We start from the raw sequence: 12,431 nt of genomic DNA, 5'->3' as shown, positions 1-12,431 counted from the left end.
CCTAGCCCACCCGGATGCGCGGATCGACGACGGCATAGAGGATGTCGGCCAGCAGCGACCCAATCAGCACCATGATCGCCGAGAACATCAGAATGCCCATAACCACGGGATAGTCGCGATATCCGATGGAATCGAGGAACAGCCGGCCCATGCCGGGCCAGGTGAACACGGTCTCGGCGACCAGCGCACCACCGAGCAGCGTCGGAAACTGAAGGCCGCCCACCGTGATCATCGGCAGCAACGCGTTCCGCAAGGCGTGAACCGTAAGGATTCTGCCATTCCGGCATGCCCTTGGCGCGCGCGGTGCGAATGTAGTCCTGATTGATGACTTCGAGCATCGCGGAGCGCATGAAGCGGCCCCACATCGCGGTCTCCACCAGCGCCAGCACCAGCGCCGGCGCAATGAGATGATGGAGCAGATCGAGCAGGGAGCCGTCGCCGACGGTCTGCCGGTTCCCGGCCGGCAGCCAGCCGAGCTTCACCGAGAACACATAGATGGTGACGAGGCCGAACCAGAAGGTCGGGATCGACAATGCGATCATGGCGCCGACGGTTGCGAGCGAATCGAACAGCGAATAGCGGCGCAGCGCACCGAGCACGCCAATCCAGCAGCCGAGCAGCACCGCGATGATGGTCGCAGTCGCCATCAGTTCCAGCGTGGCGCCGAGATGCGACGAGATCACCGCCAGCACCGCCTCGCCGTCACGATACGAGCGGCCCCAATCGCCCCTCAGCATCCGGCCGAACCAATCGAGATACTGGATCGGCAGCGAACGATCGAGGCCGAGCTGCCGCGTGACGCGGTCGAGATCCTCCTGCGTCATCTGCGCGGACGCCGCGAATTGCGAGAGCGGACCGCCGGGCGCCAGATGCAGGATGGCGAAGCCGATCGCGGACACGATCACCAGCAGCATGATCGCCTGCGCCAGGCGATTGGCGACGTAACGGGCCATCTCAGGCGATCTCGCGCGCCTGAACCATCAGGCCCAATACCATTCGCGAATGTTCCAGCAGTTGATCGACATGTTGATGTTGGGACGGAAGCCTTGCAGCCCTTCCTTCACACCTTCGGCGATGAAGCCCTGGAACAGGGGCAGGATCGCGAGGTCGTCGCGGATGAGCTTTTGCAGAGCGCCATAGGTCGTCTTGCGCTGCGCCAGATCGAACTGCTTGGCACCTTCGGCGAGAAGCCGATCCGCCTCCGGGTTGCGATACTGATAGGTGTTGTAGCCGCGGCCACCTTTGGCAGGAATGGCGCCGGAGCCGAAGCGGGGCGTCACGTCGGGGTCGCTGCCGAGCATGAAATTCACTCCCACGATCACCGAATTGAATTTCGATTGCTGCCAGAAGTCGCCCCAGATCACGGCGGCCGGCATGTTGTTGACGCGCATCGCGGCACCGATCGCGCGCCAGTCCTGGATCAGCAGCTGCTGGGTCTGCTCACGCACCGCATTGCCCGACGTCGTTGAATTGGTGAATTCGAGCTTGACGCCGCCTTTCTCGCGCACGCCGCCGGCGCCGCGGACCCAACCGGCCGCATCGAGCAGCGTGTTGGCCTTGGCCGGATCGTATTTGTGCTGCGGCAGTCCCTGCTGGAACGACCAGGCCTGTTGCGGCACGAAACTTTCGGTCTGCGTCGGCAAGCCGTAGTTCAGCGCGTCGATGATCGCCTGCTTGTTGATCGCGAGATACAGCGCCTCGCGCACCGTGCGGTCCGCCAACGCGCCGAACTCCAGATTGGGCGCGATGTGCTCCACCGACGACGTGGATGAGACGAAGATCTTGCAGCCCTTCAGCGTCTTCGCTTCCTGCACGAAGTTCGGCAGAATGCCTTGCAGGCCGGTGTAATCGACCTGGCCGGTGCGGAACTGGGTGTAGAGCACGGTCAGGTCTGGAATGTATTTGAACACCACGCGCTCAACGTAGGGTCCCTTGGCGTGATAGCCGGTATGGGCATTCAACTGAATGTGGTCGCCCGGCACGCGCTCGCCCCAGCGGAACGGTCCGGTGCCGACAGGCGCATTGTGGAACGGCGAGGCGTTCGGATCGGTCACCTTCTCCAGGATGTGCTTGGGCACGATGAAGGTCAGCGATCCCAGGATCGACATATAGGGCGAATAGGGAGCTTCCATGCGCCAGTGAATCTCGTCGGGCGCGACGATCTTGATGTCCTTGACGAGACTATGGCCGACGCGGCTGCGCGCGCGAAAATCGGGGTTGTTGATCAGCTCAAGCGAGAACTTCACGTCCTCGGCCGTGAACGGCGTGCCGTCGTGCCATTTCACGTCGCTGCGGAGCTTGATCTTCCAGGTCAGGCCGTCGGCCGAGAGGCCGCCATTCTCGACCGTCGGGACTTCGCGGGCGAGGTCGGGAACGAACTTGCCGTCGGGATCGATGAACCAGAGCGGCGAGAACACCTGCCACCAGATGCCCTGATCGACTTCGATGCCCGGCATCAGGGGATGAAAGACCGTCGGCTCCTGCGACAGCGCCGCGATCACCTGTCCGCGCGGCTTGTCCGGCGGATTGGTCGGGCGTTCTGTCTGCGCAAATGCGTTGCCCGATAGCGTCCATCCCGCCGCGGCGCCGGCCCCGAGCTGAAAGATCTGACGGCGATTCGGATTGCCGAGATGCAGTGCCCCAACGCCGAACTTCCCGGTGTCGTCCGCCATGACCACTCTCCGTTGTCGCACGCGGCACCGTCTCCCGCGCGCCGAGACCCCGGCAAAAGGACAGGAGTGGGCTTTAGTGCTTCTAAATTTTTCCATCAAAAGTTCATCACGACTAAATACAGCTGTCAATCATATTGCTAGGATGCGCGACCTTTTCACTCCGACTGAAGCTCCGGACCGTCATTGTCCGGGCTGAGATGATGCATGGGAGAGCGACATGGATGGTCGCGGCGAGATCAACGATCCGAAGGATGCCCCGCCGACCGAAGCCGATGATGCCGTCGACCAGCGCCTCGGCGAGACCGTGCGGCTGCTGCGGCAGCGCGCGGGCCTGTCGATCCAGGACGTCGCCAACAAGACCGGCCTCTCCAACGGCATGATCAGCCAGCTCGAACGCGCGCGCGCCATGCCGTCGATACGCACGCTGCGCCTGCTCAGCATCGCGCTCGACGTTCCCATCTCCTATTTCTTCGAGACCACCGATCCCGCCGACGTGCAGCGCTATATCGTGCGCAAGAACGGCCGGCGCCTGCTGCGGCTCACCGCCAGCGGCGTCGTCAAGGAAGCGCTGACGCCGGCAGACAAAGGCCAGCTCGAATTCTACGAGCTCACGCTCAATCCCGGCGCCTCGTCCGGCACCGACTTCCTGCAGCACACCGGCGAGAAGGCGGGCTACATCCTCTCAGGCAGCCTGCGGCTGTGGCTCGACAACCAGGCCCATCTGCTCGACGCCGGCGACAGCTTTCGCTTTCCGAGCATCGTGCCGCACATGTTCGACAACCCGACCCAGCAGACGGCCCGCGTGATCTGGGTGACGACGCTGCGCCAGACCGATTCGCCGGCAGGTTGAAAGCGCCGCCAGCCCGGCACCACCGCAAATTGCCCCTCGACGCTGCCGCGCGGAATCTGTAGCTCACATCTGTAGCTCACGTGGAGCCGGTCATTGACAGGGCGGACACGAGGGTCTGCCACTGACGCGTTGGTGTGAGACCATGAAACTCAGGCGGCTTCTGACACTCGCGATGGCCGCGCAGGTCATCGTGACCGCGGCGGCTCTCCTCGTCTCCTATGCCGCGACCGGAACCGGGTTCGGCATTGCCCAGATCGTCGCCATGCTCGCAAGCGGCGCCATTGCGGTCCTGCTCGCTCGTCTGTGCACGCGCGCGATCGAAACGGCGCAGGAAAAACGGGCCGCCGCGCTACTGACCGAGCAGGCGCGGGCCAGCGCACAGATGACGCAAGCGGTCATCAAGACCGCGCTCGATGCCTTCGTTCAGACCGACCAGAACGGCATCGTGCTGGAATGGAGCCTTCAGGCCGAGGCCCTGACGGGATGGACGCGCAAGGAGGCGCTCGGCACGGACGTCGTCAACCTCCTCATCGCCGAGCCGCTGCGCGACGGCTTCAGGCAACGCATGATGCGGCTGCTGCCGGAATTGTCGGATACGCCGATCGGCATCCGGTTCGAAGCGACCCTGCTGCACCGGGACGGCGACGAGATCCTGATCGAGGCCTCCAGCACGGCGCTCCACATCGGGGGGCGCACCCTCATCAACAATTTCGTCAAGGATGTCACCCAGAAGCGCGCCGCCGAGGAGCAGCTGATCCAGGCCCAGAAGATGGAGGCGATCGGTCAGCTCACCGGCGGCATTGCTCACGAATTCAACAACATGCTCACCGTGATCACGGGCACGATCGAGATCCTCGCCGACGCCGTGAAGGATAATCCGCCGCTCGCGACCATCACCAAGCTGATCAGCGACGCCGCCGATCGCGGCGCCGCGCTGACGTCGAGCCTGTTGTCCTTTGCCCGCAAGCAGGCGCTCAAGCCGGCCGAGAGCGACATCAACGAGCTGCTCGAAGAGCTCGCAAAGCTGCTGCTGGCAACCTTCGACAAGAAGATCGAGATCGTGACCCGGCTCGACGGCAACATTTGGCTCGCCCTCGTCGATCGCGGCCAATTGAGCTCGGCGCTTCTCAACCTCGCGATCAACGCCCGCGACGCGATGCTGGACGGCGGCAGACTGACGTTGACGACGCGCAACGTCGTGTTCGGCGTCCGCGAGGCCGTGGCGGTCGGGGCCGGCTATGCCGGCGACTATGTCGAGATCGAGATAGGCGATACCGGAACTGGCATTCCGCCGGCCATTCTGGAGCGGATCTTCGATCCCTTCTTCTCGACCAAGGACGTCGGGAAGGGCACCGGGCTCGGGCTCAGCATGGTGTTCGGATTCATCAAGCAGTCCGGTGGCGGAATCAAGGTCGCTTCCGAAGAAGGACGCGGCACGACTTTCACGATCTATCTGCCGAAGGCGGAGGCGAGCACGCTTCGCCCCACCGGCTATGACGAGCGCAAGGTCGTGGGCGGGACGGAAACCATTCTTTGTGTCGAGGACGACCGCGACGTCCGCCAGTACGTCACGGTTCAGCTCGAAAGCCTCGGCTACAAGGTCATCCCGGCCGCGAATGCAGCCGAGGCACTGGCCATCGCGGCCGAAGGCACGCCCTTCGACCTGCTTTTCACCGACATCGTGATGGCCGGCAGCTTGAACGGACGAGAGCTCGCCGACGAGATGGTGGCGTCGCGCCCCTCGCTGCGGGTGCTATTCACGTCGGGCTATGCCTACGACGCCCCGCATGCGCAGGGACGCGCCACCAAGGGCGCACCGCTTCTGACAAAGCCCTACCGCAAGGCCGAGCTCGCGCGCATGCTGCGCCGCTCTCTCGACACCGCTGTCGACGACGCGGGCGATCCGATCCCGACGCCCTATTCCGTGCAGGCCGATCTCGAAGGCTTTCTGCGCAGGCAGGCGGCTGAACGCGATGGCGCGACAAGGTCGCGGAAGACCTAGGCCATCCGCTGCGAATTCCAACGCGGGTGGCATGGTTGAATGGTCAATCAACGACAAGCTAAAAGACTGCGACGATCAGTATTGCTGGGGCGATGTTACTCAGGCGACGACGTTCAAATGATGCCGCGTCTTCGCGCCGCGCGCTCCCCAACCGACATCGGGAAGCCGCCGGCGCATCAGCTCATCTTCCGCCGCAGCGTCGCTGACGGCGTCTCGCCGAATTTTTCGCGATAGGCGCCGGCCATGCGGCCGAGATGGGTGAAGCCGAGATCGAAGGCGATCTCGGTGATCGAAGTGTCCAGCTCGGCTTGCGTGAGCCGGGTGTGGAGATTGGCGAGGCGCATGTCGAGCAGCATCTGCGAGATCGACACGCCGAAATGACGGCGGAAACCGAGCTGTAGCGCGCGGATGCCGATCCCGGACTCACAGGCGAGGTGCGCAAGGTCGAGCGGCTCGCAGGCATTCGCCGCGAGGCAGTCCCGCGCAGTGTGCAGCGCGCGCGGCAGACGCTCGCCCTGGCCCGAGAACGTTCTGATCGCGTCGGACAGGCCGTGCCGCTGGCCGTCGAGGAGGTAATGAAGCAGCGCCTCGCGCCAGCCCGCGGTCGCGACCGGTGAAAGCCTGCCGGACGGTCCGAGACCTTCGGCGAGCATCATCAGCTCGACGAGCTTCGCCGCGAGGCCGCGCGCGGCCGGCACGTTCAGGTCGAGCGTAGGGTCGAACTCGACCGCGCCGGTCGCCCTGCCCGACAATGCCGCTGCGCGCTGCTCAACCATGCGGCGGTCGAGCAGCAGGATCGCTTGCGCCGACTCGGTCCAGATCATCCGGGTCGGGATGGTCGGCGACAACAGCGACGCCGTCCGTTCCGGCGCTGTGTCGAGTTCGCGGGTACCTGCGCGGATACGGGCCGTGCCAGCGAGCGGGATCTGCACCAGGAAGAAGCGGTCGAGGCAGCCGGGATCGATGGTGACGGATCCGCCATAGGCGACATAGTTGATGGAAAAGCCGTCGAAGGCGGCACAATTGTGCCTGGCCGAGAAGCCCGACCTCCGCATCGGCGTCAGAGCATGCGGGCAGAAGATGCGCCCGACCTGCTCGGCCGCCTCGTCGGCGTCGTCGGTGGTGACGCGGGCGAAAGCCGCGAGCCTTTCGGCCGCGGATCGAGGCGTGCTCATTTCCAGCTCGGCTGCGGACATCGCCGACCACGCTTGGCATCACGGAATATTTTAAACCTATAATAGTTCACCGTCCCCGGAAAGAGCCCTGTCGCAAAAACGTCGTGCCGCACGGCACAGGACGTGTCCGGATCTGTTTAGCGGATAGACAGCAGCCCGCGCCTGGCCGAAGCTCCACCCTCGTCGGGATCCACGATGGAGGCGAGCCATGACTGCACTCGAGAAGGGCATTACCGCGAACGGCACGGGCTATGGCGGCAAGACCTGGAATATTCTGGGCCAGGTCTATTTTCCCAAGGCCGTCACCGATTCCACCTTTGCCTTCGAGACCAACAGCGAGCCGGGCCAGTTCGTGCCAGTGCACATCCATCCGACCCAGGACGAATTCATCCTGGTGCAGGAGGGCACGCTCGACCTCAAGCTCGACGGCAAATGGGTCAAGGCCAACGCCGGCGATCTCGTGCGCCTGCCGCGCGGCATCCCGCACGGCTATTTCAACAAGTCCGACAAGCCGGCCCGCGCGCTGTTCTGGGTCTCGCCGATGCAGAAGCTGGAGGCGCTGTTCAACCAGCTCCACAATCTGGCCGACCCCGCCGAGGTCGTGCGCATCTCGGCCCTGCACGAGGTCGACTTCCTGCCGCCTGAAGCCAACGACTAGGCGGCCGCCCCACTCCCATTTCTGTTTCGTCGCAGGTCCAGCGGCCGCGCAGCGCGGCCGAACGCGGCCTGCTGTGCCCAGAACATTCGAGCTCGCGAGCAATCCCATGGTCAACCCAAAGCATGTCTGCGTGATCGGCGCCGGCGTCTCCGGCCTTGCCGCCGCAAAGGCGTTCTCGACCCGCGGTCACCGGGTCACCATCATTGAACGCAGCGCCGATCTCGGCGGCGTCTGGGAGCCGGCGCGCTCCTATCCGGAGGTGCAGACCCAGAGCCCGAAGGAGCTCTACCGCTACACCGACCGCGCCATGCCCGAAGCCTATCCGGAATGGCCGACCGGATCGCAAGTCCACGCCTACCTCGCCGACTACGCACGAATTTTTGGCCTCGACCGTATGCTGCGTTTCAACACCAGCGTGTCGGGCATGGCGCGACGCGCCGACGGCAGACCAGGCTGGACGCTCGCGCTCTCGGACAAGAGCGGCGCCAGCACAGCTGAGGATTTCGACTTCGTCGCGGTCTGCACCGGACAGTTCAACGAGCCGCGGGAGCTGCACTGCCCCGGCGAAGACGGCTTTCTAGCACAGGGCGGGCAGATCCTGCATTCATCGAAATACAACGATCCTCAAGTGGTGAAAGGACGGCGCGTCGTCGTGCTCGGCGGATCGAAATCGGCAACCGACATCGCGGTGAACGCCGTGAAAGCGGGCGCGCGTGAGGTGACGATCGTGATGCGCGAGCCGGTCTGGCGCATTCCTTATTTCATCGGCGGTCTCGTGAACTTCAAGCGCATCCTCTACGTCCGTGCGCAGGAGGAGATGTTTCCGGGCTGGGGCATCGGCGCGATGTCGCGCCTTGCGCATCGCATCGCAGCACCGTTCGTCTGGGCAAACTGGCGCGGGCTGGAAAGCCTGTTGAAGGCGCAGCTCAAGCTGAAGCAATGCAACATGGTGCCGAAGGAGCGGATCGAGGACGGAGTCAACTGCTCGGTGCCGATCGCAACACCCGGCTTCCATCCGATGGTGGCCGACGGCCGCATCAAGGCCGTGTTCGGCAGCTTCGATCATTACGACGGTGACACCATCGTGATGAGCGGCGGCGAGCGCGTGGCGGCCGATGTCGCGGTGCTCGCGATCGGCTACAAGCTCGGCGTGCCATTCCTGCCCGCCGCGTACCAGGCAAAGCTGGTCGATGCGGATGGGCAGTACCGGCTCTATCGCCTGATCGCCAATTCCGACCTGCCGGAGCTCGGTTTCGTCGGTTTCAACTCCTCGTTCTGCACCGTGCTCTGCGCCGACCTCGCCGCCAACTGGCTGGTCCGTTACGCCGACGGACAGCTCGCACGCCAGCCGACCGCGCAACAGATGCGCGACAACATCGAGATGATGCTGCACTTCAAGCGGGTCGAACGGCCGGCTGCGGGCGTCTATGGCGGCCTCTGCGTCGCGCCCTATCACTACCGTCACTTCGACGAGCTGATGGCCGACATCGGCGCCAAGGAGCAGAAGCGCGGCGGGCTCGCGGGCCACTTCCGGCCGCCGGACGCGGACGCCTATGCGCGATTTCTCGCCTCCGCGCCGGATTACCAAGCGGCGTGAGGCCGCGAATTCGGGCCGAGTGGAATTTGCCGCTCGCCAGCCCTCGCCTCCGATGCTTACGATCCCCTTGGCCATCGAATCGACAGGCCCAGGGAACCGGCCATGAGAGCACGACATCGCGCCGCCGCAGTCATAACGGCGCTTGGGCTGATCCTTGCGACCTTCGTCCCGAGCCTGGCGCAAACGCTCACGGCCAGGCAATCGGAGGCGGTTGCGACCTACGAGCGTGCGCTCGGCGATTTCAAAGCGATTCTCTCCGAGCGGCGCCGCCAGATCGACGCCAAACAGCCGCTGCCGAACCTGCCGGGCCAGGCGCTCTATCTGGCACGCGTCGCCGTGATCAGTGCTTACAAGGATCTCACCGACGTCATGCCGTCGCGGACCGGCAGGCCCAACAAGTTCGAGATCCCGCCGGCCTATTTCGATGCCGACATCGAACCGCTGGTGGACGAATACTCAAAGCTGTTCGAGATCATGGAAGCGCCGCCGGCCGGCGCGCAGAACTCGGCGACACCGTTCAAGGACGTGGTGGATCTCGCGGTCGCGATCGCACGCGCCAAGGGGTTGGCGCCTGACCACGCCGAAGCCGCGGGCCGGATCAGTCTGGGGCTGTTCTTCGCCGAGACCAACGGCAAGCAGAACGTCCGCAACGGGCGCTCGAACACCTATATGGGCAGCTTCCAGACCGGCCCGTCCGAGGACCGCAACGGCCATAGGAAATGGGACGCCATCAAGGCCGAGATCGCGGCCGCCGATCCCGGGTTGAGCGCGCGCGACGACAAGGAGGAGGCGCGAGCCCGGGGCACCGATCTCGCTTCAATCACTGGACCAACGTGCGCGACGGCCTGATGAACGCGCATGCGGATATTTTCCGGGAGATCCCAGGAATCGTGAAGACGCTGCCCGACCCGATCGACCAAATGAAGCTGTTCGAGCTGATCCAGATCGTTCCCACGCCGACGCGGGCGGCGCTCAAGTCCGGCGATCTCCTGAACTACAGGGTGTCCAGTCCGACGATCATGAAGCACCTGCGCAACAACAGCATCTTCGCATTCGGACAGGCCGACCGGGCGCGCACCTCGGCAAGCTTCCGGGAAATCCTTGGCGCGATGTGGCTGTTCAAGCGGAAGTTCGAGAAGGCGATGGCGAAATACGCGGAGATCAAGCCACGCTGAGGGGCCTCGCCGCGTGGCACGCGACTGAGAGGCGAGCTCCCGCCTTGTAGCCGTCCGTCGGCGTCTTCAAAGGCAAACGCTCGCCACCTGGTCATTGCGTCCTGCTACCGGTGCATTTAGCTTCTCCGGACAAGAACAAATCTCGGGGGGACACATGACAGCCGCTCTTCGCAAGCGCACGCGCCGTGCCGCATGTGCTTTGATCTCAACATCCCTGGCGGGCCTCGCCAATTTCGCCGCGCACGCCGAGATCGTCGTCACGGCCAATGACGGCAAGATGGTGCTCGAGAACGGCAGCGCCGTGGTGCGCAAGCAACCACTGCCGGACACGGTGAGCGTCATCGACTTCACCGACGGTGCCTTGAAACTTCTAGGCGAGGTGCCCGCCCCGGCCAGCGTCGTCGGACCGCCGCCGAGCGTGGCAATTGCGCCGGATGGCGCGTTCGCCCTCGTCACCGGCGCGATGAAGCTCGATCCCGCGGATCCGACCAAGACGGTGCCCGACGACAAGCTTTCGGTCATCGACCTGAAATCCACGCCGCCCAAAGTACTGGCGACCTTGCAAGCCGGCGCGGGCGCTGCCGGCGTTTCGATCAACCGCGCGGGCACGCTGGCGCTGGTTGCGAACCGCAGCGAAGGAACGGTCTCGGTCTTCACCATCAGCGGGGGCACGCTTGCGCCCGTCGGCAAGATCCAGCTCGGCGACGCCAAATCAGGCCCCAGCCACGCGGTCTTTTCCCATGACGGCGCGACCGCGCTGGTCACGCGCGACGGAGACAGCAAGATCTCGCTTCTGACTGTGGACGGGAGCAAGGTCGAGTACGCCAAGCGCGATCTCTCCGCGGGCATCCGCCCCTACGACATCGATCTCACCGGCAGCGCCGCCGCCATCGTCGGCAATGTCGGCGCCAGCAGCGGCGACAACGACTCGATCAGCCTGATCGACATGACGGCGAAACCGATCCGCGTCGTCACGACAGTCACCGTCGGGCAGACGCCGGAAGCCGTGAAGATGTCCCCGGACGGCAACTACGTGGCCGTGACCGTCATGAACGGTTCGAACAAGCCGTCGGCGTCGCCGTTCTTCAACGATTTCGGCCTGCTCAAGGTCTACAAGATTTCGGGCACTGACCTTACGCCGGTGACGGAAGCGAAGATCGGCCATTGGTGCCAGGGCATGGTGTGGTCCAAGGACTCCAAATATGTCGTGGCCCAGTGCATGGTCGAAAACGAGCTGATCGCCTTCTCGTTCGATGGCAACGCGCTGAACAAGACATCCACGCTCAAGATGCAAGTGAGCCCCGCGGGCATCCGCACCGCGGAGCCGTAGGGCCGGAGCGCGGCGCAGTCATCCTGCGCCGCCATCCTATTCGGTGCGGATCGGCGCGTCCTTCAGGCCATTGCTGTCATAGGCCTTGCGCAAGGTGCCATTCGTCACCGCCTCGTTCATGAATTTGGTGACGAAGGTCAGCGCTTGGGGGTGGCCGAGCGGCACAGCGACCGCCGTGACGGTCTTCTTGAAGGTCTCGTCGAGCACGCGCGTGCCCGGGATCTTCTGCGCCATCTTGTTGAGCTGGTCGCGCGACAGCGCAAACGCATCGATCTGGCCGCTGCTGAGGAGGCCGAAGATCTCGTCATAGGTCTGATAGCCCGTGACCTTCGCATTCTTCAGATGCGCGGCCGCGCCGCGCATCGTGGTCGTGGCGTTCACGGCCGCGACCTTGATGCCCACCTGATCGAGCGTGGCGAAATTGGTGACGTTCGAGCCTGATTTGACGATGTAGGTGGCGTCCGCGACCTCGTAGATCGGGCCGAACATCATCCTGCTCTCGCGCTCAGGATCTTTGGGCAGCCAGGTGACGTCCCAGTTGCCGTTCGATGCCGCGTCAGTGATCTGCCCTGAATTCTGGTACACGACATATTCGACGGGCACGCCGAGTTGCCCGGCCATCTCCCTGCCGAGGTCGACCGGCACGCCGGCATAGCCGTCTCCGGTCTTGGTGGACCAGAACGCGCCGCCAGCCAGGCTGATCGCGATCGCGACCCGCAGCTTGCCGGTCGGTGCGATCTCGTCCTTAAGTCCATCGCCTAGCGCGGGCATGACGACCGCCGCTGCGAGAATGAGGCCGGCAAGGACCGACTTAAGGACCGACGTGGGCATGTCATGATCTCCCGACCTTTTCTTCTTGTATTCTTCTCTTGTTCGTCCCGACCGCTTCGCGCGCCGTCGCTCGGCGTGTGACATAATTCTGGTCGATCGTGTGCGCGATGAAAAGCGGTTTGTGATGGCAAAACTGCCAAA

General features: G+C 64.3%; 8 protein-coding genes and 2 pseudogenes. 6 read left to right on the top strand and 4 right to left on the bottom strand.

Annotated features, from left to right (window positions below):
* Position 1: 1 nt before the first annotated feature.
* Together AB3L03_RS25690 and AB3L03_RS25685 are read right to left on the bottom strand one after the other, a co-directional pair.
* Positions 2-953 (bottom strand): annotated as a pseudogene (locus tag AB3L03_RS25690) (ABC transporter permease).
* Positions 954-980: 27 nt separating this feature from the next.
* Positions 981-2,672 (bottom strand): peptide ABC transporter substrate-binding protein, encoded by a 1,692-nt coding sequence (locus AB3L03_RS25685; RefSeq protein WP_368507205.1) that lies wholly within the window; start codon positions 2,670-2,672, stop codon positions 981-983.
* 217 nt (positions 2,673-2,889) lie between these two features.
* Here AB3L03_RS25685 and AB3L03_RS25680 point away from each other — a divergent pair, with 217 nt between their 5' ends.
* Together AB3L03_RS25680 and AB3L03_RS25675 are read left to right on the top strand one after the other, a co-directional pair.
* Positions 2,890-3,522, top strand: a complete 633-nt coding sequence (locus tag AB3L03_RS25680) for a cupin domain-containing protein (RefSeq protein WP_085361476.1) — start codon at positions 2,890-2,892, stop codon at positions 3,520-3,522.
* Positions 3,523-3,664: 142 nt separating this feature from the next.
* Positions 3,665-5,524 (top strand): ATP-binding protein, encoded by a 1,860-nt coding sequence (locus tag AB3L03_RS25675; protein WP_368507204.1) that lies wholly within the window; start codon positions 3,665-3,667, stop codon positions 5,522-5,524.
* A 176-nt stretch (positions 5,525-5,700) separates the two neighbouring features.
* Here the strand turns inward: AB3L03_RS25675 and AB3L03_RS25670 are convergent, their stop codons facing one another.
* Positions 5,701-6,720, bottom strand: a complete 1,020-nt coding sequence (locus AB3L03_RS25670) for an AraC family transcriptional regulator (protein WP_368507203.1) — start codon at positions 6,718-6,720, stop codon at positions 5,701-5,703.
* Between the two features lie 187 nt (positions 6,721-6,907).
* On the opposite strand from AB3L03_RS25670, the gene AB3L03_RS25665 reads away from it, so the two are divergent.
* The 4 genes and pseudogenes from AB3L03_RS25665 (at position 6,908) to AB3L03_RS25650 (ending at position 11,459) form a co-directional block, all read left to right on the top strand.
* The gene (locus AB3L03_RS25665) at positions 6,908-7,357 is read left to right on the top strand and encodes a cupin domain-containing protein (RefSeq protein ID WP_018454097.1); all 450 of its coding nucleotides are present in this window, start codon (positions 6,908-6,910) and stop codon (positions 7,355-7,357) included.
* Positions 7,358-7,463: 106 nt separating this feature from the next.
* Positions 7,464-8,954, top strand: a complete 1,491-nt coding sequence (locus AB3L03_RS25660; protein ID WP_368507202.1) for a flavin-containing monooxygenase — start codon at positions 7,464-7,466, stop codon at positions 8,952-8,954.
* A gap of 102 nt (positions 8,955-9,056) precedes the next feature.
* Positions 9,057-10,129: pseudogene (locus AB3L03_RS25655) on the top strand (hypothetical protein).
* 154 nt (positions 10,130-10,283) lie between these two features.
* Positions 10,284-11,459 (top strand): beta-propeller fold lactonase family protein, encoded by a 1,176-nt coding sequence (locus tag AB3L03_RS25650; protein ID WP_317245845.1) that lies wholly within the window; start codon positions 10,284-10,286, stop codon positions 11,457-11,459.
* 36 nt (positions 11,460-11,495) lie between these two features.
* Here the strand turns inward: AB3L03_RS25650 and AB3L03_RS25645 are convergent, their stop codons facing one another.
* Entirely contained in the window at positions 11,496-12,290 is a 795-nt protein-coding gene (locus AB3L03_RS25645) for an ABC transporter substrate-binding protein (RefSeq protein ID WP_018454093.1), read from the bottom strand.
* Positions 12,291-12,431: the final 141 nt, after the last annotated feature.

The sequence above is a fragment of the Bradyrhizobium lupini genome (genome assembly GCF_040939785.1).
Lineage (GTDB): Bacteria > Pseudomonadota > Alphaproteobacteria > Rhizobiales > Xanthobacteraceae > Bradyrhizobium > Bradyrhizobium canariense_D.
This window is presented reverse-complemented; position numbering and strand designations above follow the sequence as displayed.

Coding starts and splice junctions, on each gene's coding strand:
- AB3L03_RS25685 (WP_368507205.1), bottom strand. CDS start 2,672: ATGGCGGACGACACCGGGAAGTTCGGCGTTGGGGCACTGCATCTCGGC.
- AB3L03_RS25680 (WP_085361476.1), top strand. CDS start 2,890: ATGGATGGTCGCGGCGAGATCAACGATCCGAAGGATGCCCCGCCGACC.
- AB3L03_RS25675 (WP_368507204.1), top strand. CDS start 3,665: ATGAAACTCAGGCGGCTTCTGACACTCGCGATGGCCGCGCAGGTCATC.
- AB3L03_RS25670 (WP_368507203.1), bottom strand. CDS start 6,720: ATGTCCGCAGCCGAGCTGGAAATGAGCACGCCTCGATCCGCGGCCGAA.
- AB3L03_RS25665 (WP_018454097.1), top strand. CDS start 6,908: ATGACTGCACTCGAGAAGGGCATTACCGCGAACGGCACGGGCTATGGC.
- AB3L03_RS25660 (WP_368507202.1), top strand. CDS start 7,464: ATGGTCAACCCAAAGCATGTCTGCGTGATCGGCGCCGGCGTCTCCGGC.
- AB3L03_RS25650 (WP_317245845.1), top strand. CDS start 10,284: ATGACAGCCGCTCTTCGCAAGCGCACGCGCCGTGCCGCATGTGCTTTG.
- AB3L03_RS25645 (WP_018454093.1), bottom strand. CDS start 12,290: ATGCCCACGTCGGTCCTTAAGTCGGTCCTTGCCGGCCTCATTCTCGCA.